25 protein-coding genes are annotated in these 25,111 nt (G+C 67.0%); 12 read left to right on the top strand and 13 right to left on the bottom strand.

Features of this window, described 5'->3' with window-relative positions; genetic code table 11:
- Positions 1-34 precede the first annotated feature (34 nt).
- From ACN8ZM_RS10590 to ACN8ZM_RS10565, 6 genes are all read left to right on the top strand, one after another.
- Positions 35-1,519: an NCS1 family nucleobase:cation symporter-1 gene (locus ACN8ZM_RS10590; protein WP_043187976.1), complete on the top strand. Its 1,485-nt coding sequence runs from the start codon at positions 35-37 to the stop codon at positions 1,517-1,519.
- A gap of 10 nt (positions 1,520-1,529) precedes the next feature.
- On the top strand, positions 1,530-2,321 hold the full coding sequence (locus tag ACN8ZM_RS10585) for an aspartate/glutamate racemase family protein (protein ID WP_085039392.1): 792 nt from the start codon (positions 1,530-1,532) through the stop codon (positions 2,319-2,321).
- A gap of 148 nt (positions 2,322-2,469) precedes the next feature.
- Entirely contained in the window at positions 2,470-3,423 is a 954-nt protein-coding gene (gene puuE, locus ACN8ZM_RS10580; RefSeq protein ID WP_043187981.1) for an allantoinase PuuE, read from the top strand.
- Positions 3,420-3,941 (top strand): 2-oxo-4-hydroxy-4-carboxy-5-ureidoimidazoline decarboxylase, encoded by a 522-nt coding sequence (gene uraD / locus ACN8ZM_RS10575; RefSeq protein ID WP_043187984.1) that lies wholly within the window; start codon positions 3,420-3,422, stop codon positions 3,939-3,941. Before puuE ends, uraD begins: the two co-directional genes overlap by 4 nt.
- Positions 3,942-4,003: 62 nt before the next feature.
- The gene (gene alc / locus ACN8ZM_RS10570; RefSeq protein WP_420209941.1) at positions 4,004-5,017 is read left to right on the top strand and encodes an allantoicase; all 1,014 of its coding nucleotides are present in this window, start codon (positions 4,004-4,006) and stop codon (positions 5,015-5,017) included.
- The gene (locus ACN8ZM_RS10565) at positions 5,014-5,526 is read left to right on the top strand and encodes an ureidoglycolate lyase (RefSeq protein ID WP_043187989.1); all 513 of its coding nucleotides are present in this window, start codon (positions 5,014-5,016) and stop codon (positions 5,524-5,526) included. Before alc ends, ACN8ZM_RS10565 begins: the two co-directional genes overlap by 4 nt.
- An 86-nt stretch (positions 5,527-5,612) precedes the next feature.
- Here ACN8ZM_RS10565 and ACN8ZM_RS10560 read toward each other — a convergent pair whose 3' ends face one another.
- The gene (locus ACN8ZM_RS10560; RefSeq protein WP_420209940.1) at positions 5,613-6,578 is read right to left on the bottom strand and encodes a LysR substrate-binding domain-containing protein; all 966 of its coding nucleotides are present in this window, start codon (positions 6,576-6,578) and stop codon (positions 5,613-5,615) included.
- Between the two features lie 151 nt (positions 6,579-6,729).
- On the opposite strand from ACN8ZM_RS10560, the gene ACN8ZM_RS10555 reads away from it, so the two are divergent.
- Positions 6,730-7,134, top strand: coding sequence for a RidA family protein (locus ACN8ZM_RS10555; protein ID WP_301768723.1), 405 nt, complete (start codon positions 6,730-6,732; stop codon positions 7,132-7,134).
- 26 nt (positions 7,135-7,160) lie between these two features.
- Here ACN8ZM_RS10555 and ACN8ZM_RS10550 read toward each other — a convergent pair whose 3' ends face one another.
- A complete protein-coding gene (locus ACN8ZM_RS10550; protein ID WP_420209939.1) occupies positions 7,161-7,976 on the bottom strand; it encodes an aminotransferase class IV family protein in 816 nt (271 codons plus the stop codon).
- 135 nt (positions 7,977-8,111) lie between these two features.
- Here ACN8ZM_RS10550 and ACN8ZM_RS10545 point away from each other — a divergent pair, with 135 nt between their 5' ends.
- Positions 8,112-9,032 carry a LysR substrate-binding domain-containing protein gene (locus tag ACN8ZM_RS10545; RefSeq protein WP_420209938.1) on the top strand — a complete coding sequence of 307 codons (921 nt, stop codon included), beginning with the start codon at positions 8,112-8,114 and terminating at the stop codon, positions 9,030-9,032.
- A gap of 75 nt (positions 9,033-9,107) precedes the next feature.
- On the top strand, positions 9,108-9,518 hold the full coding sequence (locus tag ACN8ZM_RS10540) for an ACT domain-containing protein (protein WP_301768726.1): 411 nt from the start codon (positions 9,108-9,110) through the stop codon (positions 9,516-9,518).
- A gap of 99 nt (positions 9,519-9,617) precedes the next feature.
- Here ACN8ZM_RS10540 and ACN8ZM_RS10535 read toward each other — a convergent pair whose 3' ends face one another.
- Together ACN8ZM_RS10535 and uraH are read right to left on the bottom strand one after the other, a co-directional pair.
- The gene (locus ACN8ZM_RS10535; protein WP_420209937.1) at positions 9,618-10,811 is read right to left on the bottom strand and encodes a urate hydroxylase PuuD; all 1,194 of its coding nucleotides are present in this window, start codon (positions 10,809-10,811) and stop codon (positions 9,618-9,620) included.
- 50 nt (positions 10,812-10,861) lie between these two features.
- Positions 10,862-11,215: a hydroxyisourate hydrolase gene (gene uraH, locus ACN8ZM_RS10530; protein WP_011352401.1), complete on the bottom strand. Its 354-nt coding sequence runs from the start codon at positions 11,213-11,215 to the stop codon at positions 10,862-10,864.
- A 511-nt stretch (positions 11,216-11,726) separates the two neighbouring features.
- On the opposite strand from uraH, the gene ACN8ZM_RS10525 reads away from it, so the two are divergent.
- A complete protein-coding gene (locus ACN8ZM_RS10525) occupies positions 11,727-13,139 on the top strand; it encodes an 8-oxoguanine deaminase (protein ID WP_011352400.1) in 1,413 nt (470 codons plus the stop codon).
- Positions 13,140-13,233: 94 nt separating this feature from the next.
- Here ACN8ZM_RS10525 and ACN8ZM_RS10520 read toward each other — a convergent pair whose 3' ends face one another.
- The gene (locus ACN8ZM_RS10520) at positions 13,234-14,163 is read right to left on the bottom strand and encodes a LysR substrate-binding domain-containing protein (RefSeq protein ID WP_006490213.1); all 930 of its coding nucleotides are present in this window, start codon (positions 14,161-14,163) and stop codon (positions 13,234-13,236) included.
- Between the two features lie 221 nt (positions 14,164-14,384).
- Positions 14,385-14,594, bottom strand: a complete 210-nt coding sequence (locus ACN8ZM_RS10515) for a dodecin (protein WP_011352399.1) — start codon at positions 14,592-14,594, stop codon at positions 14,385-14,387.
- 135 nt (positions 14,595-14,729) lie between these two features.
- Here ACN8ZM_RS10515 and ACN8ZM_RS10510 point away from each other — a divergent pair, with 135 nt between their 5' ends.
- Positions 14,730-15,623: an NAD(P)-dependent oxidoreductase gene (locus ACN8ZM_RS10510; RefSeq protein WP_420209936.1), complete on the top strand. Its 894-nt coding sequence runs from the start codon at positions 14,730-14,732 to the stop codon at positions 15,621-15,623.
- A gap of 66 nt (positions 15,624-15,689) precedes the next feature.
- Here the strand turns inward: ACN8ZM_RS10510 and ACN8ZM_RS10505 are convergent, their stop codons facing one another.
- From ACN8ZM_RS10505 to ACN8ZM_RS10490, 4 genes are all read right to left on the bottom strand, one after another.
- Entirely contained in the window at positions 15,690-16,136 is a 447-nt protein-coding gene (locus ACN8ZM_RS10505) for a hypothetical protein (RefSeq protein WP_027784713.1), read from the bottom strand.
- A 333-nt stretch (positions 16,137-16,469) separates the two neighbouring features.
- Positions 16,470-16,901, bottom strand: coding sequence for a large conductance mechanosensitive channel protein MscL (gene mscL / locus ACN8ZM_RS10500; RefSeq protein ID WP_059233903.1), 432 nt, complete (start codon positions 16,899-16,901; stop codon positions 16,470-16,472).
- A gap of 231 nt (positions 16,902-17,132) precedes the next feature.
- Entirely contained in the window at positions 17,133-18,296 is a 1,164-nt protein-coding gene (locus tag ACN8ZM_RS10495) for a tetratricopeptide repeat protein (protein WP_420209935.1), read from the bottom strand.
- An 88-nt stretch (positions 18,297-18,384) separates the two neighbouring features.
- A complete protein-coding gene (locus ACN8ZM_RS10490) occupies positions 18,385-19,065 on the bottom strand; it encodes a PspA/IM30 family protein (RefSeq protein WP_011352396.1) in 681 nt (226 codons plus the stop codon).
- A 443-nt stretch (positions 19,066-19,508) separates the two neighbouring features.
- Here ACN8ZM_RS10490 and ACN8ZM_RS10485 point away from each other — a divergent pair, with 443 nt between their 5' ends.
- On the top strand, positions 19,509-22,025 hold the full coding sequence (locus tag ACN8ZM_RS10485) for a penicillin-binding protein 1A (RefSeq protein ID WP_420209934.1): 2,517 nt from the start codon (positions 19,509-19,511) through the stop codon (positions 22,023-22,025).
- 84 nt (positions 22,026-22,109) lie between these two features.
- Here the strand turns inward: ACN8ZM_RS10485 and ACN8ZM_RS10480 are convergent, their stop codons facing one another.
- The 3 genes from ACN8ZM_RS10480 to argE all read right to left on the bottom strand — a co-directional run bounded on the left by ACN8ZM_RS10480 (position 22,110) and on the right by argE (position 25,026).
- A complete protein-coding gene (locus ACN8ZM_RS10480; RefSeq protein WP_420209933.1) occupies positions 22,110-22,580 on the bottom strand; it encodes a DUF3574 domain-containing protein in 471 nt (156 codons plus the stop codon).
- Between the two features lie 145 nt (positions 22,581-22,725).
- A complete protein-coding gene (locus ACN8ZM_RS10475) occupies positions 22,726-23,745 on the bottom strand; it encodes a threonine/serine dehydratase (RefSeq protein WP_043188027.1) in 1,020 nt (339 codons plus the stop codon).
- 60 nt (positions 23,746-23,805) lie between these two features.
- Entirely contained in the window at positions 23,806-25,026 is a 1,221-nt protein-coding gene (argE, locus tag ACN8ZM_RS10470; RefSeq protein WP_205822479.1) for an acetylornithine deacetylase, read from the bottom strand.
- Between the last annotated feature and the right edge of the window lie 85 nt (positions 25,027-25,111).

Genomic DNA, 25,111 nt, shown 5'->3' with positions numbered 1-25,111 from the left:
TGGAGCGGCCGCGCGGCCGCGTCAAGGAGAAGTCATGGCTCAGTTCAGTGTGGCGCACGACAGCGCCTATCCGGCGGAAGAAGGCGGCGAGGGCGACGATCCGGCACTGCCGAACGGTTACAGCGAACGTCTGTACAACGAAGATTTGGCACCCCTGAAAAATCAGACATGGGGTTCGTACAACATCTTCGCGTTCTGGATGTCGGACGTGCACAGCGTCGGCGGCTACGTGTTCGCGGGCAGCCTGTTCGCGCTCGGGCTGACGAGCTGGCAGGTGCTGATCGCGCTGATCGTCGGGATCGGCATCGTGAACCAGCTGTGCAACCTGATCGCGCGGCCGAGCCAGCAGGTCGGCGTGCCGTATCCGGTCGCGTGCCGCGCGACGTTCGGCGTGCTCGGCGCGAACGTGCCGGCCGTGATCCGCGGGCTGATCGCGATCGCGTGGTACGGCATCCAGACCTATCTCGCATCGAGCGCGCTCGTGATCGTCGTGCTGAAATTCTTCCCGCAATGGCTGCCTTATGCGGATGTCCACCACTACGGCTTCCTCGGGCTGTCGGCGGTCGGCTGGGCCGGCTTCATGCTGCTGTGGGTGCTCCAGGCGTTCGTGTTCTGGAACGGGATGGAGACGATCAAGAAGTTCATCGACTTCGCGGGGCCGGCCGTCTACGTCGTGATGTTCATCCTCGCCGGCTACATGGTGTGGCGCGCGGGCTGGCGCAACATCGGCATCAATCTCGGCGGCGTGAAGTACCACGGCGCGGAAGTGATTCCGGTGATGATCACGGCCGTGTCGCTGGTCGTGTCGTACTTCTCCGGGCCGATGCTGAACTTCGGCGACTTCTCGCGCTACTGCCGCTCGTTCGGCGAAGTGAAGCGCGGCAATTTCTGGGGGCTGCCCGTCAACTTCCTCGCGTTCTCGCTCGTCACGGTGATCACGACGGCCGCGACGCTGCCGGTGTTCGGCGAACTCATCACCGATCCCGTCGAGACGGTCGGCCGCATCGACCATCCGACCGCGGTGATCCTCGGTGCGCTGACGTTCACGATCGCGACGATCGGCATCAACATCGTCGCGAACTTCGTGTCGCCCGCGTTCGACTTCTCGAACGTCGCGCCGCGCCTGATCAGCTGGCGCGCGGGCGGGATGCTCGCGGCCGTTGCGTCGATCTTCATCACGCCGTGGAACCTGTTCAACAACCCGGCCGTGATCCACTACACGCTCGACGTGCTCGGTGCGTTCATCGGCCCGCTGTACGGCGTGCTGATCGCCGACTTCTACCTCGTCAAGCGCGGCCGGCTCGTGCGCGACGACCTGTACACGATGTCGGAAAGCGGCACGTACTGGTACACGGGCGGCGTGAACCGCCGCGCGCTCGCCGCGCTGCTGCCGGCCGCGGTGATCGCGATCGTCTGCGTGATGGTGCCGGGCTGGCAAGGCGTCGCGAACTTCTCGTGGTTCATCGGCGCGGGGCTCGGCTTCGTGTTCTACCGGCTGCTCGTGAGCGCGAAGGCCTGAGGAGCGTGCGATGAAGATCCGACTGATCAATCCGAATACGACGCAGCGGATGACCGACGCGATGGGCCGCTGCGCGCGCGAGGTCGCGGCCGCCGGCACGGAGATCGTGGCGGTGAGCCCGCCGATGGGCCCGCCGTCGATCGAAGGCTATTACGACGAGGCGCTCGCGACGCCGGGGCTCCTCGCCGAGATCGCGCAGGGCGAGCGCGACGGCTGCGATGCGTACGTGATCGCATGCTTCGGCGATCCGGGCCTCTACGCGGCGCGCGAGCTCGCGCGCGGGCCGGTGATCGGCATCGCCGAGGCCGCGATGCATGCGGCGAGCGTGCTCGCGCCGGGCTTCTCGGTCGTCACGACGCTCGCGCGCACCTGCGGGATGGCGTGGCACCTCGCGGAGCGCTACGGGATGAAGCGCTTCTGCCGCAACGTGCGCGCGACCGACGTCGCCGTGCTCGAACTCGACCGGCCGGGCTCGGCCGCGCGCCGGATCATCGTCGACGAATGCCGGCGCGCGCTCGACGAGGACGGCGCCGACGCGATCGTGCTCGGTTGCGCGGGGATGGCCGAGTTCGCGCACGAGATCGAGCAGCAGATCGGCGCCCCGGTGGTCGAGGGTGTCACGGCGGCCGTCAAGTGGGCCGAGGCGCTCGTCGCGCTGCGCCTCGCGACCGCGAAGCGCGGCGACTACGCGCGGCCGCTGCCGAAGCGCTATGACGGCGCATTCGCCCGCTTCAGCCCGCCGGACGGGGATGAGGCGGAACCGGTCCCGAATTTGCCGCAACCGCACATACACACCGTCTGACACGCACTATCTGCGCCGCTGTATGGGCGCGTATGGGCGTTTTCGCTACACTGGGCCGTCATCGCATCGGCTTGCGCAGCCGGGCTCCGGCCCCCGCGCAGTCGATGCGAACCCATTATTTCAGCGAGCTTTCGCCGCACTTCGAACCATGTCACTCGATCCCAACTATCCTCGCGACCTGATCGGCTACGGCCGCCATCCCGTTCAGGCGAACTGGCCGGGGCGTGCCCGCGTCGCCGTGCAATTCGTGCTGAACTACGAGGAGGGCGGCGAGAACTGCGTGCTGCACGGCGATCCGGGCTCCGAGCAATTCCTGTCCGAAATCGTCGGCGCGGCCGCGTATCCCGACCGCCACATGAGCATGGAGTCGATCTACGAATACGGTTCGCGGGCCGGCGTATGGCGCATCCTGCGCGAATTCGAGAAGCGCGGGATGCCGCTGACGGTATTCGGCGTCGGCATGGCGATCGAACGCCATCCGGAGCTCGCGCGCGCGTTCGTCGAGCTGGGCCATGAAATCGCGTGCCACGGCTGGCGCTGGATCCACTACCAGAGCATGACGCCGGAACTCGAGGCCGAGCATATGCGCCTCGGGATGGAAGCGATCGAGCGCGTGACGGGCGAGCGCCCGCTCGGCTGGTACACCGGCCGCGACAGCCCCAACACGCACCGCCTCGTCGCCGAATACGGCGGCTTCCTGTACGACTCCGACAACTACGGCGACGACCTGCCGTTCTGGATGGACGTCGACGTGTCGGGCGGCAAGAAGTCGCCGCAGCTGATCGTGCCGTACACGCTGGACACGAACGACATGCGCTTCGCGACGCCGCAGGGCTTCAACACCGGCGATCACTTCTTCGACTACCTGCGCGACGCGTTCGACGTGCTGTACGCGGAGGGTGACGAAGCGCCGAAGATGCTGTCGATCGGCATGCACTGCCGGTTGCTCGGCCGGCCGGGCCGGTTCCGCGGGCTGCAGCGTTTCCTCGATCACATCGAGAAGCACGATCGCGTATGGGTGACGCGCCGTGTCGATATCGCGCGTCACTGGCGTGAACATCATCCGTATCAGCCCAATCATCGAAACGAAGGGAAAGCATGAAGGCGATGCGCTACACGTTGGATCAACTGAACACGATGGCGCCGAGCGCATTTGTCGCGGCACTGTCGGGGATTTTCGAACATTCGCCGTGGGTGGCCGAAGTCGCTGCGGGCGAGCGTCCGTTCGCGAGCATCGACGCACTGCACAAGACGATGTCGGGCGCGGTGGAAACGGGCGGCGAAGTGCGCCAGCTCGCGCTGATCAACGCTCACCCGGAACTGGCCGGCAAGGCCGCCGTGCGTGGCGAGCTGACGGCCGAGTCGACGCGCGAGCAGAGCGGCGCGGGCCTCGACCAGTGCACGCAGGAAGAGTTCGACAAGCTGCTGACGCTGAACCGCACGTATCGCGAGAAGTTCGGCTTCCCGTTCATCCTCGCGGTGCGCGGCTATGACCGGCACGGCATCATCGCGAACTTCGAGTCGCGCGTGAATCATTCGCGCACCGAGGAGCTGCGTGCGAGCCTCGACCAGATCTACCGGATCGCGCGCTTCCGCCTCGACGACCTGATCGACGCCTGACACCGCAATACGGCCTGCTGCGTCGCAGCGGCCTGATCGCATCACTGAAACAAGGAAACATCATGGCTGTTCCGCTTCTCGATCCCAACGCCCCCGACTTCACGCGGCGCTACGTGAATCTTGCCGACCCGCGTCTCGGTGCGCAGGCGCTCGAAGCCAGCGACGATTTCTTCGCGCCGAAGGATCGGATGCTGAACCCCGAGCCGGCCGTCTTCATCCCCGGCAAGTACGACGACCACGGCAAGTGGATGGACGGCTGGGAAACGCGCCGCAAGCGCACGACGGGCTACGACTGGTGCATCGTCAAGCTCGCGCGCCCGGGCGTGATCAAGGGCTTCGACATCGACACGAGCCACTTCACCGGCAACTTCCCGCCGGCCGCGTTGATTGAGGCCGCGTTCGTGGCCGACGGCGCGCCGACGCATGCGACCGAGTGGGTCGAGATCGTGCCGTCGACGACGCTGCAGGGCAACAGCCATCACTATGTCGAAGCGAGCGACGCGCGTGCGTTCACGCACCTCCGCGTGAACATCTACCCGGATGGCGGCATTGCACGCCTGCGCGTGTACGGCCAGCCGCAACTCGACTGGGCCGGCGCGAGCGCGACCGAGCAGTTCGATCTCGCGGCAATGGAAAACGGCGGTTACGTGGTGGCCGCGAACAACCAGCACTTCGGCGTCGCGTCGAACCTGCTGCTGCCGGGCCGCGGCGTGAACATGGGCGACGGCTGGGAAACCCGCCGCCGTCGCGAACCGGGCAATGACTGGGCGATCATCGCGCTCGCGCAGCCGGGCGTGATCCGCAAGATCGAAGTCGATACCGCGTTCTTCAAGGGCAACTATCCGGACCGCTGCTCGATCCAGGCTGCGTACGTGTCGGGCGGCACGGACAGCTCGCTGATCACGCAGTCGATGTTCTGGCCCGTGCTGCTCGGCGAACAGAAGCTGCAGATGGACAAGCAGCATTACTTCGAACACGATATCGCGTCGCTCGGCCCCGTCACGCACGTGCGACTCAACATCATTCCGGACGGCGGCGTGTCGCGCCTGCGTCTGTGGGGGACGCTCGACAAATGAAGACGCTTGCCATCGAACCGCTGACCAAGGAAGCGTTCGCGCCGTTCGGCGACGTGATCGAAACGGAAGGCGCGAAGCAGATCCCGATCAACCTCGGCACCACGATCCGCTTTCACGATCTCGCGAAAGTCGACGTGACCGATGAAGACGGCCGCACGCTCGTCAACCTGTTCCGCGGCCAGCCGCGCACGCTGCCGTTCGAAGTGAAGATGCTGGAGCGGCACCCGCTCGGCAGCCAGGCGTTCGTGCCGCTGAACGACCAGCCGTATCTCGTCGTCGTGGCGCCCGCGGGCGATCTCGATCCGGCGAAGATCCGCGCGTTCGTGACGAGCGGGTGGCAGGGCGTCAACTATGCGAAGGGCGTGTGGCATCACCCGCTGATCGCGCTTGGCGGCGTCAGCGACTTCATCGTCGTCGATCGCGGCGGCGACGGCCTGAACCTGAACGAGCAGGACCTGCAAGAATCGCTGTGGCTCACCGACGAGGCGCTGCACGCGCTGACCGCCTGAGTCGCTCACGTATTCGCGACTGATTGCCTGTCGAAACCCGCGCAATTTGCGCGGGTTTTTTTTATGCCCGGTCGCTTTCTCGCGATTCAGGTCGCCGCGGTTTTGGGCGTGTCGCGCGAGCTACCGACGCCGCGGCGCCGGTTCGCGACCGGCGCATGTTGCGCCATCAGCTCGGCGACCCAGTCGATGAAGACACGCAGCTTCGCGCTGACGTGCCGGTTCGGCGGGAACGCGACGTACATCGGCATCGGTTCGAGCTGCCATCGCTCGAACAGCGGCACCAGGTCGCCGCGGGCGCGATGCGCGCCGGCCATGTAGTCGGGCAGCCACAGAATGCCCAGCCCGGCGAGACCGGCCTCGAGGTACGCGTTGCCGTCGTCGACCGCGAGCACGTAGCGTCCGCGCACCGTGACCTGCTCGCCGTCGCATGCCATCTCGAACGGCAACGCCTTGCCGGTGCGTGCCCACAGAAAACCGATGATCCGATGATGCGTGTCCTCCAGCTCGTCCGGATGCGTCGGCGTGCCGGCGCGGGCGAGATAGGCCGGCGACGCGTACACGCCGAGCCGCAGGTCGCCGACACGGCGCGCGACCAGTGCGCGGTCGGTCGGTTCGCCGCCGCGCACGACGCAGTCGACGTTTTCGCCGATTACGTCCACCACGCGGTCGCTCACGCCCATGTCGAGCTGGAGGTCCGGATAACGCGCATGGAACGCGGGCAGCGCGGGGATCAGGATCAGGCGCGCGAACGGGCTCGGCACGTCCACGCGCAGTCGCCCGCGGGGCGACGCGGAGGCCGCGGACAGGCTCGTTTCGGCATCGTCCATGTCGGCCAGCAGCCGCACGACGCGGTCGTAGTACGCGGCGCCGTCCGCGGTGACGACGACCTTGCGCGTCGTGCGGTTGAACAGCTTCACGCGCAGCCGCGCTTCGAGCTGTTGCACGAGTTGCGTGACGGTGGTGCGGCTCATGTGCAGCGTGTCGGCCGCCTTCGTGAAACTGCCGGCTTCCACCACGCGGGCGAACGCCTGCATTGCGTCGAATCGATCCATCGGGTTACGGCTCCGCGTCGGTCGGAATTGTTTGGGACGTGCAAACAGTGTTGGACAGGGTTGCCGGTTTATTCGCCGGGCAACGATCCTTAAAGTGCCTTCATCGTTGATGCCGGGGCGGTTGCGCCCCACAAACCGAAGGAGGTGTTGGATGGTAAAGCGTAGCGTGGTTTTCCCGCCCGGTCGCCAGGCGCTGTACGACCGCAACCGTTATTCGCCGGCGCTGCGCTCGAACGGCTTCCTGTTCGTGTCCGGGCAGGTCGGCAGCCGCGAGGACGGCTCGCCCGAGCCGGAACTGGGCGCGCAGGTCCGCCGCGCGTTCGACAACCTGAATGCGGTGCTGCGCGCGGCCGGCTGCACGTTCGACGACGTCGTCGACGTGACGGTGTTCCTCGTCGATCCCGAAGCGACGTTCGAACGGATCTGGGCGATCGTCCCCGAATACTGGGGCGACGCGCCGCATCCGACGCTGACCGCCGTCGGTGTGACCTGGCTGTATGGCTTCCAGTTCGAGATCAAGGCGATCGCGCGGCTGCCGGAGACGGTCGACGGGTGAGCCGTGCCCAACCCCGGGCCTGCGCGTCACGGTGCGACGGGCGGCTCCTGTTCGTACGCGCGATGCAGCAGCGCGACGAACGACGATGAGTCGGGCAGCGTCGCTGTGCCGAACCGGCGCACGGCGATCCCGGGCGTCCACGAATTCATCACGACGGCGCCGGCCAGCGACGACAAGTCGGCCGGCGTCAGTTCGCGATCGTGCTGCGCGACGCCCAGGCGTGCCAGTTGCCGGCGCAGGATCCCCATCGTGACGCCGCCGAGCATGCCGGCCACCGGCCACACGACCGCATCGCCGGTCCAGAACGCCAGATTCCAGATCGAACCTTCGCTGATGCGCCCGTGGCGATCGACGAAGGCCGCATCGTCGAACCCCTGCGCGATCGCGCGGCGCAGGAAGTGTGTTTTCGCGACTTCGCCGACGTGCTTGATGTCCGGCAGCACGCGCTCGTGTTCGAACGACGCAAGATCGAGCGGGCCCGCCGGCCCCGACGACGGCGCGGCGGTGCGGACCAGCACGTCGAGCGCTTCGTCGTCGCGCGGCGCGACGAATTCGCCCGTCGTCGCATGCACGGTTGCCGTCAGCGACAGCGCAGCCGGTGCGCGATCGAGCGCAGCGCGCAGGAGCGTGCGAATCCGGTCGTCGGGCAGCGCCTGGCCGAACAGCGCGTTCGACGCATCGCGCAGCCGCGCGAGATGCAGGTCGAGGCCGCGCACGCGGCCGTCGCGCACCTGCATCGCGGTGAAATGCGCATGGCCGGCGAACGCGAGCGCGGCGAGCGCGTCCGGGGTGGCGGCAACGCCGTTGAGCTGGACGACGGACGGGAGCGGGGCAACGGTCATCGATGGATCTCCGGGTTCGGTCGCGAGCGGTGGGGCAGCTCGCCACATCTTCAAGAAAGCCTATTGTTTGCCGATTGATGGCCGCTTGAAAAACGAGTAGTTTTGGAACGGTCATCAAATCCGGTTTGAAGATCGATGGAACGCATGTGGCCCGGTACGCGCGCGCTGAGGACGTTCGATGCGGCGGCGCGGCACCTGAATTTCTCGCGGGCGGCCGACGAGGTCGGGCTGACGCCGGCGGCCGTCAGTCACCAGATCAAGGAAATCGAGGCGCAGCTCGAGATGGAGCTGTTCGTCCGCACGAGCCGCAGCATCCGGCTGACACCGGCCGGTGTCGTGCTGGCGGCTGCGGCAGCCGATGCGCTGGCGGGGCTTCAGCGTGCGACCGTGCGGGCGCGGCGCATCGCGCGGGAGCAGACGGAGCTGCGTGTGTCGGTCGGTGCGCGCTTCGCGACGCACTGGCTGCTGCCGCGCCTGCCGCGTTTCAGGGCCGCGCATCCGGCGTTCGAGCTGTCGTTCGACATCACCGACCGGTTGCGCGATTTCGAAGACGACGACGTCGACGTTGCGATCCGCTTCGGCACCGGGCGTTATCGCGACGCGTGCGCGCAGCGCCTGTTCGATACGTCGGTCGTCGCGGTCTGCAGCCCGGCGCTGTTGTCGTCCGGGCCGCCGTTGCGCAAGCCGCGCGATCTGCTGCGTCACACGCTTTGCCACGTCGATTGCGAAGTCGACGGCGTGACCTGGCCGCGTTGGTCGGCCTGGATGGCTGCCGCGGGCGTCGACGGTTGCGACGACAGCCGGTGCATGTCGTTTCCGGATTCGAGCCACGTCGTGCAGGCCGTGACGGACGGCACGGCGGTCGGTCTTGCAGAGCCGCACATGATTGCGCGCGATCTCGCGGAAGGGCGTGTCGTGCAGTTGTTCGACGTGAATGTCGAGGTGGCGCCCGGCCTTGCGTATCACGTCGTGTATCCGGAGCGCACGCAGGACGATCCGCGTATCGTCGCGTTGCGCGACTGGCTCGCGGAAGAAGTCGCGACGATGCGCGCGTAGCGATGGTGGTGGTGGCACGTGCTATCGTGCCCGCATCGCCACCGCACGATGCCCGACTCCGGGCTTATTCCTCCGATGAGCCAGCCTGAAAACGACCTCGCGATCCTGCTGCGCACGATGCAGCCCGAACTGCATCCGGGCGCGTTCGCGTTCGCATCGCTGCCGCCTGATACGGACGTATCGTTATCCGAAGTCATTGCAACGTTCCGCGAAGCGGAAGGGCTGACGGTCGTCGTCGACGAGGAGGCGGCCGCGCGCCACGGCTGGCCGGTGTTGTTCCGTGCGGCCTGGATCACGCTGACCGTGCATTCCGACCTCGCGGCCGTCGGCCTCACGGCGGCGTTCGCCCGCGCACTCGGCGCAGCCGGCATCAGCTGCAACGTGATGGCGGCCGCCTACCACGATCACATCTTCGTGCCGTTCGACGACGGCCCGCGCGCGCTCGATGCGCTGGTCGCGCTCCAGCGCGACGCGATGCGCAGCTGACGCGCGAAGGGCATCCGGCGCACGCAAAAAAAACGGGCCCGTCACCGGGCCCGCGAACGGAGAGGATTGCGCCGTAACCAACATCCGGCGCACGGCGGCTTACTTGTTTGCGCCACCCTCGAACCAGGCGGCGAGCTTGGTCCGCTCGTCGTCGGTCATGTGCGTGACGTTGCCGATCGGCATCGCCTTCAGGCGCACGGCCTGTTCGTAGATACGCTGCGCGTTCTTCGACACTTCGTCCGGCGTGTCGAACATCACGCCCGCGGGGGCGCTGCCCATCAGCGTCGGCTTTGCCGAGTGGCATTCCATACAGCGTTGCTGCAGAACCGGCATGATGTCGGCGATCACGATCTTCGGCGCGTTGGCAGCTTGCGCTTCCGGCGCGACCGGCTTCGGCATCGTCCAGACCAGCGCGGCCGACAGCAGTGCGACGCCGCCGATCGGCAGGTACCACAGCTGCTTGCCGCGGTGACGCATCACGAAGAACTGGCGGATCAGCGCGCCGGCCAGCATGATCATCACGAGCACGACCCAGTTGAACTTGTTCGTGTAGGTCATTGCATAGTGGTTCGACAGCATCGCGAACACCACGGGCAGCGTGAAGTACGTGTTGTGCACCGAGCGCTGCTTGCCGCGCTTGCCGTAGATCGGGTTCGGCTCTTCGCCCTTGAGCATCTTGTCGACCATCTTGCGCTGGCCGGGGATGATCACGAAGAACACGTTCGCCGACATGATCGTCGCGAGCATCGCACCGACGATCAGGTACGCGGCACGGCCTGCGAAGATGTGGCACGCGAGGTAGGCGGCGGCGACCACGTAGATGCCGACGCAGATGCCGAGCACGCGGTCGTTGGTGCCGAGGATGCGGCACAGCGAGTCGTAGACGATCCAGCCGGCCGCGAGGAAGCCGAGTGCGGAGGCGACGGCGACCACCGGGCCCATGTCGAGCACGCTCTTGTCGATCAGGTACGTGTTCGGCGCGAGCAGGTACAGCACGAAGAACAGCGAGAAACCCGACAGCCAGGTCGTGTACGACGGCCACTTCGACCAGTGCAGGTCATCCGGCATTTCCGGCGGAGCGACCGTGTACTTCTGCATGTTGTAGAAACCGCCACCGTGGACGTGCCACAGTTCGCCGAACACACCGCGCTTGCGCTGGTTCGGGTCGGTTGGCGGTTTCAGGCTGTTGTCGAGCGCGACGAAATAGAACGACTCGCCGATCCACGCGATGGCGACGATGACGTGCAGCCATCGCAGCGCGAGGTTCAGCCAGTCGGTGATGAAGCCTTCCATGAAACTCCTCCAGACTCAGATTTTGTCTTGATGTGGGCGCTGATGCGATGTCAGCTGCCGCGATAGGTGCTGTACGACCACGGCGACACGAGCAGCGGCACGTGGTAGTGCGAGCCGGTGTCGGCGATGCCGAAGCGGAGCACGACGCGATCGACGAAACGGGGTTCGGGCACCTTCACGCCGAGCGACGCGAAGTAGTCGCCGGCATGGAACACGAGTTCGTATTCGCCGGCGGCGAGCGCGGCGCCTTCGAGCAGGGGTTCGTCGCAGCGGCCGTCGCTATTGGTCAGCACGGTCTTGATCGCGCGGCGCGATTCGCCGTCCAGCGCGTAGAGGTCCACCTTGATTGCAGCGCCGGGACGGCCGTGCGCCGTATCGAGTACGTGGGTAGTGAGCTTTCCCATTCGCAATTGTCCTTGTGTGAATGCGAGGTTCGGCGGCGACTCGATCCATTGACTGTGCGGCGGATCGAGGCTCCACGTCACGTGGCTACATACCCGTCGGCGAGATTGAAGCGAGCGCCGTGCAGGCATTGTAAAAAGGTTCCCCGCGCAAATACGGGCGCGATATCAAAGATAATGCGCCGCGCATGAGCGGCTGTCGACGGCACGCCGGATCGGGCTTCCGGCGGGCGTTTCGGGCCTCCGGCGGGGCGTTGCGCGGCGTACCATATCGAAACCGTGAAACGCGGTATTCCGGATCGCGCATTGTGTGCGGCGCGCGCTTGGGCGATCCTCCCGCCGTGCGCGTCGGCCCGTGGCCGGCACGTACCCCGAAGACGGCGAGCACGCCGGGTAACCGGGCCAGGGCGTTCGAACGGACGCAGGCACCGGAGCGTGCCGCGGTTCAGCGTTCGAACGGCTGTGTGACCGCCTCCAGGATCAGCCCCTGGAAGCAGACCGACGCGGAGAACGCATGAACCTCGAGCAGCACGCCGGCGCACGCGCGCCGAACACTTCCTCATCCCGCCCGAAAACCCTGCTGGTCAAGCACGCCGACGTGCTGGTGACCATGGACGACACGCGCCGCGAACTGCGCGACGCGGGGCTCTACATCGAAGACAACCGGATCGTCGCGGTCGGACCGACCGCCGAGCTGCCCGACACGGCCGATGAAGTGCTCGACCTGCGCGGCCACCTCGTGATCCCGGGGCTCGTGAATACGCACCACCACATGTACCAGAGCCTCACGCGCGCGGTGCCCGCGGCGCAGAATGCCGAGCTGTTCGGCTGGCTCACGAACCTGTACAAGATCTGGGCGCACCTGACACCCGAGATGATCGAGGTATCGACGCTCACCGCGATGGCCGAGCTGCTGCAGTCGGGCTGCACGACGTCGAGCGATCATCTGTACATCTACCCGAACGGCAGCCGCCTCGACGACAGCATCGGCGCCGCACAGCGGATCGGCATGCGTTTTCACGCGAGCCGCGGCGCGATGAGCGTCGGCCAGCGCGACGGCGGGCTGCCGCCCGATTCGGTCGTCGAGCGCGAGCCCGACATCCTGCGCGACACGCAGCGCCTGATCGAGACCTATCACGACGAAGGTCGGTACGCGATGCTGCGCGTGGTCGTCGCGCCGTGCTCGCCGTTCTCGGTGAGCCGCGACCTGATGCGCGACGCGGCCGTGCTCGCGCGCGAATACGGCGTGTCGCTGCACACGCACCTCGCGGAGAACGTCAACGACATCGCGTACAGCCGCGAGAAGTTCGGGATGACGCCGGCCGAATATGCGGAAGACCTCGGCTGGGTCGGCCACGACGTGTGGCATGCGCACTGCGTGCAGCTCGATGACGCGGGCATCAGCCTGTTCGCGCGCACCGGCACGGGTGTCGCGCACTGTCCGTGCTCGAACATGCGGCTTGCGTCGGGTATCGCGCCGGTGAAGAAGATGCGTCTCGCGGGCGTGCCGGTCGGCCTCGGCGTCGACGGCTCCGCGTCGAACGACGGCGCGCAGATGGTCGCGGAAGTGCGGCAGGCGCTGCTGCTGCAACGGGTCGGTTTCGGACCCGATGCGATGACCGCGCGCGAAGCGCTCGAGATCGCGACGCTCGGCGGCGCGAAGGTGCTGAACCGCGACGATATCGGCGCACTGAAGCCCGGCATGGCCGCCGACTTCGCCGCGTTCGACCTGCGCCAGCCGCTGTTCGCGGGCGCGCTGCACGATCCGGTCGCGGCGCTCGTGTTCTGCGCGCCGTCGCAGACGGCGTACACGGTGGTGAACGGGAAGGTGGTGGTACGGGAGGGACGGCTGGCGACGCTCGACCTGCCGCCCGTCATCGCGCGTCACAACGCGCTCGCGCAGGCACTGGTCGAGGCATCGCGCTGAGGGAAGCGTGAAGTTGTCCGGCGGCTGCCTTGCCGCCGGGCGTGCCGCCAGCATTCGCCGTGCCGCGCCGGGACGGCGCGGGCGGTGCGTGCCGTTACGGCTCGATCAGCGTGCGGGTGGCTTCGGCGACGAGGCTGCGCAGCCAGCGCACTTCGTCGGAGTAGTGGCAGCGTTCGTGCCACAGCTGGTAGTACTGCATCGGCGGGAAGTCGAGCGGTGCCGGCACGACCGACAGCGGCAGGAACTTCGCGTAGTGATCGGCGAACAGGCGCGTCGTCGTGAAGATCAGGTCGGACTTCACGAGCACGTAAGGCGCAAGGTTGAAGTACGGCAGCGTGACGACCACGTGGCGCTTGAGCCGTTCGCGCGCGAGATGCACGTCGATCGCGCCGCGCTGGCCGACCGAGTACGGCGTCGGCGCGAGATGCGGTGCGTTCAGGTACTGATCGAGCGTGAGCCCGCCGCGCTTTGCGAACGGGTGCGTGTTGCTCATCAGGCAGACGATTTCGTCGACGAACAGGTTCGACAGGTGCAGCTGCTCGGGCGGCTCGGGCCAGTTGCCGACGACGATGTCGAGCTTGCCGTCTTCCAGCGCGAGCTCGTAGTCGAACGCGGGGCCGAGCGAGTGGAATTCGAGCGTCGCGTTCGGCGCGGCCTGCCGGAAGCGCTCGACCACGGTCGGCACGAACAGCACGTTCAGGTAATCGGGGCAGCCGATCCGGTAGCAGCGGATCGACGTGGCCGGGTCGAAGTTGTGCTGCTGGAACTTGATGCGCTCGATTTCACGCAGCGCGTTCTGCACGGGCTCGAGCAGACGCAGCCCGTATTCGGTCGGCACCATGCCGGATTTGCCGCGCACCAGCAGCGGATCGCCGGTGATGTCGCGCAGGCGCCGCAGCGCGGCGCTGATCGCCGGTTGCGACTGGTTCAGTTTGACGGCCGCGCGCGTGACGCTGCGCTCCATCAACAAGGTGTGCAAGACGCGCAAGAGGTACGTGTCGATCGCCTCGCGTTGCTGACTCATGATATCTCCGTTTTATATGTCTGGGCTGATCGAGGGGGCAGGGGGGTATATCGTTTTTAATATGAAGCTGGCCCAGCGTCAAGGGATGGATACCCGCAGACGTCCGCCGGCCGGGCCGCGACGAGGGGCCCGAACGGGGTGCGAAGCGAAGCGCGCGGCGCCGCCCGGACCCGTGTTGCGCGGATCCGGATCGCGGCGCGGCGTGTGATGCGGCGTGCGCGTCAGTCGTCGATGCGCATGCCGACCTTCAGCGTGACCTGCCAGTGAACGACCTGGTCGCCTTCGATGTGGCCACGCGTTTCGGTCACCTGGAACCAGTGCAGGTTGTGCAGCGTCTTGCCGGCTTTCGAGATCGCGTTGCGGATGGCGTCGTCGCTCGATTGCTTCGACGAACCGGTCAGCTCGATCATCTTGTACACGTGGTCGCTCATGATGCGCTCCCTGGGATATCGGTATGGATGGCCGGTGCAAGCCGTGGTCCCGAAGCGGCGCCGCGCGTGCCCGGCTTCTTGAGTGATAGGTATGATGGGCGGCAAGTTCAACCCATATCGGAGACGAGGAACATCGTGGAAGTCGGATTTTGCGGACCGGGATTGATGGGCGCGCCGATGATTCGGCATTTGCTGGCGGCCGGGCATCGGGTCAGCGTGTGGAATCGCTCGCGCGACAAGGCCGAGGCGCTCGTGAAGGACGGCGCGCAGGTGGTCGGCACACCGCGCGAACTGGCGGAGCGCGTCGAGACGGTATGCGTGTGCGTGCTCGACGGCCGCGCGGTGGGCGACGTCGTGTTCGGCGAGCACGGGCTGCTCTCCGGTGACGCCGCTACGCGTCGCCTGCAGCGCATCGTCGATCATTCGAGCATTCCGCCCGCCGCCACGCGTGATTACGCGGCGCGCGCGGTCGCGCTCGGCGTCGGCTGGGTCGATGCGCCCGTATCGGGCGGCGTGCCCGGCGCGCAGGCCGGCACGCTCGCGGTGATGGCCGGCGGTCGCGCGGCCGATCTCGACGCGGTGCGGCCGCTGATCGACACGTATGCGTCGCGTATCACGCACATGGGCGACGCGGGCGCGGGGCAGACGGCGAAGCTGTGCAACCAGGCGATCGTCACCGCGACGGTGACCGCGATCGCCGAGGCCGTCGGTCTCGCGCAGGCGAGCGGCATCGATGCCGCGCGGCTCGCCGAAGCGCTCGCGGGTGGCTGGGCCGATTCGGTGCTGCTGCAGACGTTCGTGCCGCGCATGACCTCGGGCGGTCATGCGCCGATCGGCGCGCTCAGCACGTTCCAGAAGGACGTCGATGCAATTGCCGACGCGGCGCGCGACACGGGCGCGGTGATGCCCGTGTCGGCCACTGTGCAGCAGGTGTTGCGGCTCGGCGCCGCGCAAGGGCTCGCCGGCGCCGATTTCGCCGCGTTCATCGACATCGTGCGGCCCGGCAACGGGCGTCAGCAGGCGTCGTGACGGGCAAGCGGGGCGCGTGAATGGCAGATGGGCCGCCCGGAGGCGGCCCATCGAATGGCAGGCGGATCAGCCGAGGGAGCGAGGTGTCGTGTCGCCGGCGTTCTGGCGGCCGAGCCCGCCGCGCAGGCTCGCTTTCGTGCCTGCACCAAACTCGGGCAGGATGCGCGCACGCGCACGGCTGGCAAACACGAGGAAGCCGAAGCCGTTTGCTTCGTACCAATATCCACCGTTCTCGAGGCCGTCCAGCGGCTGCTCGAGCGCGTTGGCGATCGATTCGATGCAGCGCTTGCGCAGCTCGGCAATGGCGGGATAGGGCGGCTGGGCACCGCGCACGCTGCACAGGAGCACGTCGAGACCGGGCAGCACATGCGCGTACAGGACGGGTTCGTCCTGCGCACGGGCGCGGGCAATCTTGGTGTCGAGCTGGGCAAACGGTTTCGAGTGGCGCAATACCGCGAGGAATGACTCCTGGCCATCCTGCTGGGCACGCCGACGTTTTTTCGGGAAGGACATAAACACTCGCCTCAAAAACAATTGCAAGAAATGCGGCACTTTCATGCGACCCACTCCCGGCTATGTACGCCGCATGTCGATCCTTTATAGCACACGAAAATGCTGCCTTCGTGCAGTACGACGATCAATGTCTCCCGTCGACCTGCTCGCCATGATCGACACAGCCAGCGTCTTGGCGCCCGTACTGTCGTTTAGTCTCCATCATAGACCTGCTTTCCCCGCGCGTGCATTCGCCCGTCACAAAAAAGTGAGATGGGCCGCATGCGGCGGTGCATCGCGCGCGCAACAAAAAGGCCCGCACGGGGCGGGCCTGGCAGGCGGGGCGCTCGGCGATCAGCGCTGCTTCAGCGAATCGCGGATCTCGCGCAGCAGCACGGTGTCTTCCGGCGTCGCGGCCGGCGCGGCTTCGTCCGGCTTGCGCAGCTTGTTGATGAATTTCACCATCAGGAAAATGATGAACGCGAGGATGACGAAATTGATCGCCACGGTGATGAACGAGCCGTAGCCGAACGCGGCGACACCCGCGGCCTGCAGGTCCTTGAACGAATCGGGATTACCCTTGAACGTCGGAGGGATGGTGCCGAGCAGAACGAACTTGTTCGAGAAATCCAGACCACCGGTCAGCACGCCGATGACCGGCATGATGAGGTCTTTCACGACCGAGTCGACGATCTTCGAGAACGCGCCGCCGATGATCACGCCGACGGCGAGATCCATGACGTTGCCCTTGACGGCGAACTCCTTGAATTCCTTGATGATGCTCATGAGCGGCTTTCTCCTGGTTGGGGCGAGGGGAGGCGTGCCGCGACGCGCAGGGATGCAGAGCGTCGAATGAGGGTCGGTGGCACGCCGATGGCCGCATGATAGCGAACGCTCCCCATTGCCGGTAGTCCATCTTGAAATGATTGACAAATCCGCGCGTTGGCGCGGCCGGCAGGCAGGGGAGCGTGGCGTGCGTGGCAGCGCGTTGCGGGTACGTCGACGCGCTGCGTAGCGTCAGGTGTTGTCGTCGGTCCAGCCGTCGTTGTTGCTGCCGAGATCCATGCCGCCGCCGCCGTTGCCGTCGCTCCAGTTCGAACTGTCGCCGCGGCCGAGGTCGAAGCCCGGATCGTTCTCCTGCCGGCGGCGCTCGCCGTCGACGATCACGTCGCGTTCGACCACGCGCTCGCGGCCACCCGACATCGCCTCGCCGAGCAATACGCCGGTCAGCAGCCCGCCCATGCCGCCGCCGAAACCGCCGCCGCCTTGCTGGATCACCACCGGCGGTTGCTGTTGCGGGTACGGCTGCTGCGGATACGGCTGGCCTTGCGCGCCCGTCATGCGATCGGCTTCCTGCGCATACACGGAGCCGCTGCCGTTCACCGGTGCCGCGGGTTGCGCGGCCGGATCGGGACGACCTTCGACGCGTGCCTTCACGCTCGCATGGCGCTGTTCGAGTTCATCGACGCGATAGGGTGGCACCGGATTCTTGCCGTTCGACAGCGTTTCGACGAGCGTGCGCGCGTCGGTCTCGATCGCTTCGAGTTCGCCGGTGAGCGCCGCGGCGCCGGGCGCCGTCGACAGCTTCGCGTCGAGTTTCAGCGGGCGGATGTCGTTCAGCACGTCGGTGGCACGCTTGAGCTGCGTGCGGCGTTCGTCGTCGACGCGGCTGTCGTCGGCCGTGCGTGCGCGCCGCAGCGTCCAGCGCAGTACCAGCGCGATCACCGCGACGATCAGCCCGAGGCCGATCCACATGCCGGTCGACGGGCCGTGTTTCTCGGCCGGCGCGACGGCGGGCGCGAGCGACGATTGCAGCGTGCCGGCCTGCGTGGCCGACGGCACGTTGCCGCTCACGCGCGCGGCGTCGGCGCGGATGCGCGACTCCGTCTGCGCGAAGCGCGACGCGTCGGTGAACTTGAGCTGCGGATCGAGCGACTTCGCGCGTTGCAGTTGCGTGAGTGCGTCGGACGCGCGGCCTTCGCGGTCCAGCACCTGCGCATACAGGTAGCGCGCGTGCGCGTTGTTCGGATGGGCGTCGATGACTTGCGACAGCTGCGTGTCGGCTTGCTGCCAGTTGCGTTGCGCGATCGATTGCTCGACCTGCTGCAGCGACGGGACCGCAAACGCGGCGGACGACAGCAACATCAGCGAGAGGCCGAGTGCGGCGAGAGATTTCTTCATGGTCGAACCGGGCGCAGGCGCCCGTCTCCTGACGATCGGTTCGCGCCGCGCCCGGGGCGGGCGGCGGCGCGGTTGCCCGCAGTGGCCGTTACTGCGCGGGCGTGTCGAGCTGCTTCTTCAGCGCGGCGAGGCGATCCTCGACCGACGGGCCCTTGTTCAGCGCGGCGAGCTTGTCATCGAGCGCCTTGCCGCTCGACGTGTCGGCCGAATTCAGGCGCGCGTCCGAGCGTGCGTTCTGCAGCGCGACCTTGTCCTCGAGCTTCTGGAAGTCCTCGGACAGGTTCTTGCCGCCGATGCCGCCCAGGGCACTGGCCGCGACGTCCTTCGCCTGCGCGATTTCCTGCTTGGCCTGCAGGATGTTCGAACGCGCATTCAGGTCGTTGCGGCGCTGGCGCATGTCGGCGATCTGCCCCTTCAGCTTGTCGACCGACGGCTCGAGCGTCGACAGTTCGGCCGCGAGCGCGTCACGCTCGGCTTCCGCGTTCGACTGTGCGCCGAGTGCCTCGCGTGCGAGTGCTTCATCGCCGGACTGCAGCGCGCGCTTCGCGCCGTCCTCGTACTTCTTCACCTTGTCGTCGGCCGCATCGCGCTTGCTGCGCTGGGTCGCGACCTGTGCTTCGATTTCGATCAGCGAATTCTCGGCACGGCCGATGCTGTCGTCGAGCTCCCGCACGATCTGCCGTGCGTCGCGCGACGGATCCTGTACCGAATCGGCCGCATCGTTCAGCAGGCCTTTGATCGTGCGCGAAACAGAGTCGAAAAGCGACATGAAATCCTCCGTGGTTGAAAGGCGCCGCGTGACCGCGGCAGTGCCCGTTGCGAGCCGGTTCCGACCCGCATGAGCCGGCGGATATTACACCACCGGTTCACTTAAATACGGCTTAAACGCGCGAGTTCAAGCGGCTTGCGCATCAGGATGTCGAACCTTTCGCGATTGAAAGAAAATCGACTGTGCGCGCCATATTGCGTGTCCATGATAGGCAGAGGATGCCGACAATACGTTCCTTAAATCACGGCATTGCGGGAATTTTTACAAAAAATCGCGAAGCCACCCGGTCGATTTCATTAAAATGCGCTGTCACGTCGCGGGAACGGATCGCCGCGCGGCGGGGTCTGTCGACGTGACAGCCGCATCACGATGTCTCTGCTCTGATTCATTCGCCTGCATTTCCGCATGCGTCCGAGGGCGCCACGACCGCCCGCCATTCCGACATGCCAATTATCAAACGACCGCCTTCTTCTTCCGACAGGAACGAACCCCACTACACGCTGCGCCGTTCGCCGTCCGGAGCCTATTACCCCGATGAGGATGACCGCGACGACGATCGCCGCACCCAGCGCAGCGGCGGCGGGGGCCGCCGCCGCGGATTCGGCTCGCGCGTCATGCTGTGGTTCGCCGGGCTGTTCGCGATCGCCGCGATCGTCGGCGCGCTGATCGTCGGCTACGCGCTGGTCGTGATGGCGCCGCAACTGCCGTCGCTCGATGCGCTGACCAACTACCAGCCGAAGGTGCCGCTGCGCGTGTTCACGGCCGATCACGTGCTGATCGGCGAGTTCGGCGAGGAGCGCCGCAGCCTCGTGCGCTTCCAGGAGATTCCGGACGTGATGAAGAAGGCGGTGCTCGCGATCGAGGACTACCGCTTCTACGAACACGGCGGCGTCGACTTCGTCGGCATCCTGCGCGCGGGCGTGGCCGACCTGATGCACGGCGGCGCGCGCCAGGGCGCGAGCACGATCACGATGCAGGTCGCGCGCAACTTCTTCCTGTCGAGCGAGAAGACCTACACGCGCAAGATTTACGAAATGCTGCTCGCGTACAAGATCGAGAAGGCCCTGACGAAGGACCAGATCCTCGAGCTGTACATGAACCAGATCTATCTCGGCCAGCGCTCGTACGGCTTCGCGGCCGCCGCGCGCGTGTACTTCGGCAAGGACCTGAAGGACATCACGCTGGCGGAAGCGGCGATGCTCGCGGGGCTGCCGAAGGCGCCGTCCGCGTATAACCCGGTCGTCAACCCGAAGCGCGCGAAGGTGCGCCAGGAATACATCCTGAAGCGCATGCTCGAGGTCGGCTACATCACGCAGCCGCAGTACGACGAGGCCGTGAAGGAAGAGATCCACGTGCGCACGCCGGGCAACCAGTATGCGGTGCACGGCGAGTACGTCGCCGAGATGGTGCGGCAGATGATGTACCAGCAGTACAAGGACGAAACCTATACGCGCGGGCTGACCGTCACGACGACCATCAACTCGTCCGACCAGGAAGCCGCGTACCAGGCCGTGCGTCGCGGCATTCTCGACTACGAGCGCCGCCACGGCTATCGCGGGCCGGAAGCGACGATCAAGCTGCCCGCGGCCGGCGACGACCGCGACGAGGCGATCGACGACGCGCTCGCCGATCACCCGGACAACGGCGACCTGCAGTCGGCGGTCGTGCTGTCGGCGTCGCCGGGCGCGGTCGAGGTGCAGTTCGTCGGCGGTGCGACCACGACGATCGGCCCGGCCGGGCTGCGCTTCGTCGCGGCCGCGCTCGGGCCCCGCGCGAACGACACGCTGCGCATCAAGCCGGGCTCGGTCGTGCGCGTGCTGAAGGACGGCAAGACGGGCTGGCAGGTGGTGCAGCTGCCGCAGGTCGAAGGCGCGCTCGTCGCGATCGCGCCGCAGGACGGCGCGATCCGCTCGCTCGTCGGCGGCTTCGACTTCAACAAGAGCAAGTTCAACCACGTGACGCAGGCGTGGCGCCAGCCGGGCTCGTCGTTCAAGCCGTTCATCTACTCGGCGTCACTCGACAAGGGCATGGGGCCGGCGACGATGATCAACGACGCGCCGCTGTACTTCCCGCCGAGCGTGCCGGGCGGCACCGCATGGGAGCCGAAGGACGACGACCAGCCGGACGGCCCGATGACGATGCGCACCGGCCTGCAGCGCTCGAAGAACCTCGTGTCGATCCGGATCCTCGCGTCGATCGGCACGCAGTATGCGCAGCAGTACGTGACGCAGCGCTTCGGCTTCGATCCGGCGAAGACGCCGCCGTACCTGCCGATGGCGCTCGGCGCGGGCCTCGTGACGCCGCTGCAGCTCGCAACCGGCTATGCGGTGTTCGCGAACGGCGGCTACAAGGTCGATCCGTACCTGATCGCCGAAGTCGACGACGCACGCGGCCAGCCGCTGCAGAAGTCGCAGCCGGTGCTCGCCGGCAGCACGGCGCCGCGCACGATCGAAGGCCGCAACGCGTACATGATGAACAGCCTGCTGCATTCGGTCGCGACGGCCGGCACGGGCGCGGGCACCAACGCACTGGGCCGCAGCGACCTGCAGGGCAAGACCGGTACGACGAACGACGCGAAGGACGGCTGGTTCGCCGGCTACCAGCAATCGCTCGTCGCGGTCGCGTGGATGGGCTTCGACCAGCCGAAGAGCCTCGGCAGCCGCGAATTCGGCGCGCAGCTCGCGTTGCCGATCTGGGTGAACTACATGCGCACCGCGCTGAACGGCGTGCCCGAGCAGCAGATGCCGATCCCGGACGGCCTGACCTCGATCGACGGCGAGCTGTACTACGCCGATCGCACGCCGGGCAACGGCTTCGTCGCGAACGTCGACATCAACCCGGCCGAGAATTCGATCAGCGCGAACGACGCACTCGGCTCGGCCGGTGCGGCAGGGCTTGCACCGCCGCCCGTCACGCCGCAGGAGAAGCAGCAGATCATGGACATGTTCGAGAACAAGTAAGCGGCACGCCGCGGTTCCGGCATGCGACGGGCGCCTTCGGGCGCCCGTTTTTTTTGCGCGGATTTTCGGCAGGGAGAAGGGGCGTCAGAACGCCGCACAGGCCGGCACGAGCGTGATGCCGACCGATTGCTGCCGGAAGCGCACCACGTACGCCTGCCGGATCGCGGCGAGCCGCGCGCGCGTGTCGGGCGTATCGTCGGCGATGATACGGATCACGAAGCTGTCTTCGCGGGTGATTTCGCCGCTTGCGTGGTCGCGCCACTGGCCGTGCGTGTCCCAGTAGGTGAGGCCGTCGGGGAACCGCGGCGTGACCGTGTCGGCGAGGAACGTCGCCCGTTCCGCATCGGTGACGGGGCCGCGCCCGGCGATGTCGCGCCCGAACAGCAGGTCGGCCTGCAGCATGCGGTGCTCGCCCGGCTGCGCGCAGGCCAGCGGCGCGCCGTCGACGGGCGAGGACGGTGCCGCGCAACCGGCGAGCAGCGCGATCGCGACACTGCCGACCATTGGCGCCGCGCGGCGCCACCCGGTCGCGGCGCATGCGGCCGACGGTCGCATCTGCCCATTTCGTGACGATCGACCTCCGAGCGCGCAAAACGCTGCGCGCTCAACCACTTGCGTGTTTGTCCGGCGGGTTATCAACAGGGCTGTCAACATAATCTGGGGATAACCCTGGGTTTACCCTCAAGTGCCCGATGCGGGGTCAGTGTTGCAATTTCGCGTGCGCGAGATGCATGCCGAGTGTGCCGGGGTCGGTATTGGTGCCGGATAGCAGCACGCCGACACGCTTGCCCTGCAGCGTTTCGCGCAGCGGCCCGAGCAGTGCGGCCAGCGCGGCCGCGCACGCCGGTTCGACCGACAGTTTCAGGTGCGAGAACAGGAACAGCATTGCGGCACGCAGCGCGTCGTCGGACACGGTGACGATGCGGTCGACGTGACGCCGGCACAGCTGATAGCTGTATTCCTCGGTATGCGGCGCCATCAGCGAATCGGCGATCGTCTGCATCGCGCTCATCTTGATCGTGTGATTTGCCGCGAAGCTGCGGCTCATCGCGTCGGCGCCTTCCGGCTCGACGCCGTACACGTGCACGCGCGGATTCGCGAGCCGCAGCGCGGTCGCCATGCCGGCTGCCAGCCCGCCGCCGCCGATCGGCACGATCACCGCGTCGAGGTCGGGCGTCTGCGTCGCCCATTCGTAGCCGAGCGTCGCGGTACCGAGGATCGTGTGATAGCCGTTGAACGGATGGATGAAGAAGCGGCCTTCCTCGGCCTCGATCCGCCGGACGAGATCGAACGCCTGCGATGCGCTGCCGGCCAGCACGACTTCCGCGCGGTACTGCTTGCACTGCGCGATGCGCGTCGGGCTCGCGGTATGAAACATCACGACCTTGGCGCTGCTGCCGAGCCGCATCGCCGCATACGCGACGGCCGCCGCGTGATTGCCGGCCGACACGCAGGTGACGCCGGCGTTCTTGCGCGCCTCGTCGAGCGCGAGCAGGTGCGTGAAGGCGCCGCGCGCCTTGAAGCTGCCGCTGGCCTGCAGCAACTCGAACTTGAAGTTGACGTGCGTGCCCTCGAGGGACGGCAGGTCGGCGCGTTCGAACACGGGCGTGCGCGCGACCCAGGGCGACAGTGCGAAATGCTGCGCGGCGATTTCGTCGAGCGTCGGGATCGGCTCGCCGTCGATCGTCGTATGGGCGGTGCCCTGGCGTTCAGTCGACATGACGTGGCGGGTGGCGGAGTGGGCCGGCCCGCACACGCGGGCCGGCGTGGCGGGAGGCAGTCAGTGCGCGTCGACCGACATGCTGCGGATGAACTTGCGCAGGAACTGTTCGCAGCCGGCGAGCTGCGCGAGCTCGACATATTCGTTCGGCTTGTGCGCCTGCTCGATGTTGCCGGGCCCGCATACGACGCTCGGGATGCCCGCGCGTTCGAACAGGCCGGCCTCGGTGCCGTACGCGACCTTGCGCTTGTCCTGGTCGGCCGTCAGCGCGCGCACGAGCTGCGTGATCGCGGCCTGTTCGGTGGCGTCGAGGCCGGGCGCCGCGGCGATCTTCGAGAATTCGATCGCGGCATTCGGATGCTCGCGAAGCATCTGCGGCAGCAGCGTTTCCCGGGCATAGGCTTCAATGCGCGTGAAGATCTGCTCGGGGTCGAGCGTCGGCAGGTTGCGGAACTCGAAGTCGAACCGGCATTCGGCCGGCACGGTGTTGATCGCGTTGCCGCCCTGGATCGTGCTTGTTTGCGCAGTTGTGAACGGCACGTCGTACAGCGCGTCGAACGGGCCTTCGGCGCGGAAGCGGTCGGCGATGTCGCGGATGTGGCAGATGAGGCGCGCCGCATACTCGATCGCGTTCAGCCCCTTCGGCGTCAGCGACGAATGCGCCGCGTGGCCGCGCACGCAGCAGCGGTACGCATTGATGCCCTTGTGCGCGATGATCGGCCGCATGCTGGTCGGCTCGCCGACGATGCAGCCGGACGGCTGCACGCCGCGCTTGACCAGATCCGCAATCATCAGCGGCGCGCCCGCGCAGCCGATTTCCTCGTCGTAGGACAGCGCGAAATGGATCGGCTTCGCGAGCCTGGTCGCCTGCATCTCGGGCAGCAACGCGAGCGCGGTGCCGATGAAGCCCTTCATGTCGCAGGTGCCGCGGCCGTACAGGCGGCCGTCGCGGATTTCCGGCGCGAACGGATTGCTGTCCCATTGCTGGCCGTCGACCGGCACGACGTCGGTATGCCCCGACAGCACGATGCCGCCGTTCGTCGAGCCGTCGTGCGCGGGCACGGTCGCGAACAGGTTGGCCCAGCCTTCGCGCGGATCGTGCGTGATCGTCGATGCGATGCCTTTTGCGGCGAGCGCGTCGCGTACCGTTTCGATCAGGCCGAGGTTCGGCACGCGGCTCGTCGTGTCCATCGACACCAGTTGCTTGATCCAGGGCAGGCTGACGAGCGACGCGTCGCCTTGGTCGGCGGCGGACGACACCGTCGCGTCGAGAGTGGACATGGCAAGACTCCGTCTGATGAATGGGAAAATCATACTCAAAAACGCGTCGGCCCGCCTTCGCCGGACGCGATGCGGTGCAGCAACG

It is taken from the genome of Burkholderia aenigmatica (assembly GCF_048627025.1).
GTDB classification, from domain to species: domain Bacteria; phylum Pseudomonadota; class Gammaproteobacteria; order Burkholderiales; family Burkholderiaceae; genus Burkholderia; species Burkholderia aenigmatica.
Note: the sequence above shows the minus strand (reverse complement) of the source record. Positions and strands in the feature narration are given on the sequence as shown.

Coding starts and splice junctions, on each gene's coding strand:
- ACN8ZM_RS10590 (WP_043187976.1), top strand. CDS start 35: ATGGCTCAGTTCAGTGTGGCGCACGACAGCGCCTATCCGGCGGAAGAA.
- ACN8ZM_RS10585 (WP_085039392.1), top strand. CDS start 1,530: ATGAAGATCCGACTGATCAATCCGAATACGACGCAGCGGATGACCGAC.
- puuE (WP_043187981.1), top strand. CDS start 2,470: ATGTCACTCGATCCCAACTATCCTCGCGACCTGATCGGCTACGGCCGC.
- uraD (WP_043187984.1), top strand. CDS start 3,420: ATGAAGGCGATGCGCTACACGTTGGATCAACTGAACACGATGGCGCCG.
- alc (WP_420209941.1), top strand. CDS start 4,004: ATGGCTGTTCCGCTTCTCGATCCCAACGCCCCCGACTTCACGCGGCGC.
- ACN8ZM_RS10565 (WP_043187989.1), top strand. CDS start 5,014: ATGAAGACGCTTGCCATCGAACCGCTGACCAAGGAAGCGTTCGCGCCG.
- ACN8ZM_RS10560 (WP_420209940.1), bottom strand. CDS start 6,578: ATGGATCGATTCGACGCAATGCAGGCGTTCGCCCGCGTGGTGGAAGCC.
- ACN8ZM_RS10555 (WP_301768723.1), top strand. CDS start 6,730: ATGGTAAAGCGTAGCGTGGTTTTCCCGCCCGGTCGCCAGGCGCTGTAC.
- ACN8ZM_RS10550 (WP_420209939.1), bottom strand. CDS start 7,976: ATGACCGTTGCCCCGCTCCCGTCCGTCGTCCAGCTCAACGGCGTTGCC.
- ACN8ZM_RS10545 (WP_420209938.1), top strand. CDS start 8,112: ATGGAACGCATGTGGCCCGGTACGCGCGCGCTGAGGACGTTCGATGCG.
- ACN8ZM_RS10540 (WP_301768726.1), top strand. CDS start 9,108: ATGAGCCAGCCTGAAAACGACCTCGCGATCCTGCTGCGCACGATGCAG.
- ACN8ZM_RS10535 (WP_420209937.1), bottom strand. CDS start 10,811: ATGGAAGGCTTCATCACCGACTGGCTGAACCTCGCGCTGCGATGGCTG.
- uraH (WP_011352401.1), bottom strand. CDS start 11,215: ATGGGAAAGCTCACTACCCACGTACTCGATACGGCGCACGGCCGTCCC.
- ACN8ZM_RS10525 (WP_011352400.1), top strand. CDS start 11,727: ATGAACCTCGAGCAGCACGCCGGCGCACGCGCGCCGAACACTTCCTCA.
- ACN8ZM_RS10520 (WP_006490213.1), bottom strand. CDS start 14,163: ATGAGTCAGCAACGCGAGGCGATCGACACGTACCTCTTGCGCGTCTTG.
- ACN8ZM_RS10515 (WP_011352399.1), bottom strand. CDS start 14,594: ATGAGCGACCACGTGTACAAGATGATCGAGCTGACCGGTTCGTCGAAG.
- ACN8ZM_RS10505 (WP_027784713.1), bottom strand. CDS start 16,136: ATGTCCTTCCCGAAAAAACGTCGGCGTGCCCAGCAGGATGGCCAGGAG.
- mscL (WP_059233903.1), bottom strand. CDS start 16,901: ATGAGCATCATCAAGGAATTCAAGGAGTTCGCCGTCAAGGGCAACGTC.
- ACN8ZM_RS10495 (WP_420209935.1), bottom strand. CDS start 18,296: ATGAAGAAATCTCTCGCCGCACTCGGCCTCTCGCTGATGTTGCTGTCG.
- ACN8ZM_RS10490 (WP_011352396.1), bottom strand. CDS start 19,065: ATGTCGCTTTTCGACTCTGTTTCGCGCACGATCAAAGGCCTGCTGAAC.
- ACN8ZM_RS10485 (WP_420209934.1), top strand. CDS start 19,509: ATGCCAATTATCAAACGACCGCCTTCTTCTTCCGACAGGAACGAACCC.
- ACN8ZM_RS10480 (WP_420209933.1), bottom strand. CDS start 22,580: ATGCGACCGTCGGCCGCATGCGCCGCGACCGGGTGGCGCCGCGCGGCG.
- ACN8ZM_RS10475 (WP_043188027.1), bottom strand. CDS start 23,745: ATGTCGACTGAACGCCAGGGCACCGCCCATACGACGATCGACGGCGAG.
- argE (WP_205822479.1), bottom strand. CDS start 25,026: ATGTCCACTCTCGACGCGACGGTGTCGTCCGCCGCCGACCAAGGCGAC.